This is a genomic window from Microcoleus sp. LAD1_D3, from assembly GCF_036702135.1.
Taxonomy (GTDB): Bacteria; Cyanobacteriota; Cyanobacteriia; order Cyanobacteriales; family Microcoleaceae; genus Microcoleus.
Genome location: NZ_JAUBSB010000162.1, coordinates 1 through 1248, shown reverse-complemented (window position 1 = coordinate 1248; position 1248 = coordinate 1). Strand labels below are relative to the sequence as shown.

The following is a 1248-nucleotide window of genomic DNA, read 5'->3' as shown; positions in this document are numbered from 1 at the left end:
TACTCACCATTGTCTCGGGTGATTCACTTTTACCCCCTCAATCCGACTATGTGCCAGTTTGGGGTGCGGAATGTGGGTTATAATCTTTCCACTCGGATTTTTATCCGAGTGGTGTAATTAATCGTGCTTTTCCACCGTCTACACTTAACTCGGCAATATCTGCTGTTGCAATGGGCTGCTCAAATTTTTGATAATGTACTAATCTTTGTTGTGTCTTCGCTGGAACCGTAATCCCTGTTATATATTCAATATCTTTGGCTGCATTTTGATAGGCAACATTAGCACTCAGTCTTAAACAACAGTTTTCTAAATGTGGACTCAATCTACTCCCACTCCCACACCCTAGTTTATCTGCTTGCTTTTGGGTGATGCTTAAATCACCTAATGTACTTTTTAATCTCTTTACCCTTCCTGCTTTTGTCCCGCTCGCTGAGTAGATAAAAAAATTCCGATCTGCGGTGTCACATGAGTTAACACCTTATCTTTAACCGTGATCTCGATATCTTCTAATGTTTTCAACGATTTCGGGTCACAATCAGCATACAGGATTGCCGAAATAGCCTCTACATATGTTTGAATCGCCTGTTGTTGTTCGGGAGTCATCGTTCAATCGCCACTAATTAAGACATCATTATTTTCGCCGATTTTGCCAACAATAGCTCAAAACCTTTGCCCTACTTATTGTGAGTATTTATACTTATCGCAAAAGTGACACGCTCCCCACTTTCCCTCCATCCACATGGTTTCTTTAATTGGGGTGAATGCTACTGGTTCGACCCACTCTTGGTTTTCTACCAATCTATGTAAACTGGTATGACCTATCTTGATTCCCCTCTGTACTTCAATTTATTGAGATGCCTTGGAATAGGATAACAGGGCTACTTGTCGCAGACAGCATTTCTCAAAAAAAAGGGGCCAAGCGAGTCGATTTTTTGAGATTTAATTTTTCTGCTTGTTTTTCGGTAATTTTTAACTCACCCACACAGCTTTTTACTGTTCGGGGGCGTCCTTTGTCTGTTCCCGTGGTTTCTTTGATAAAAAAAAGCAACTTCGGGTCCCACTATCTCTATCCATTGTTTTCTCAAGTGCCCTTCTATTGTTTCCAGGCTATCTAATGCCTCGGGGGGAGTGTTTCTGTATAAAATTTTGGCGATTTCAGCAGTATGAGCTTGTAAGCTGTTGTACCTTTAAATAGGGTATAATAAAAATTAAGTTTAGTCAATTTTTACAAAAATGCCAGCCAAAAAC

The 1248-nt window shown here is 40.2% G+C and carries 2 protein-coding genes; both read right to left on the bottom strand.

Annotated elements, in window-relative coordinates; all coding sequences use genetic code 11:
• Positions 1-100: 100 nt before the first annotated feature.
• Complete coding sequence (locus QUA74_RS29760; RefSeq protein ID WP_333336374.1) at positions 101-322, bottom strand: hypothetical protein; 222 nt, start codon at positions 320-322, stop codon at positions 101-103.
• 80 nt (positions 323-402) lie between these two features.
• A complete protein-coding gene (locus QUA74_RS29755) occupies positions 403-603 on the bottom strand; it encodes a hypothetical protein (protein WP_333336371.1) in 201 nt (66 codons plus the stop codon).
• Positions 604-1248: the final 645 nt, after the last annotated feature.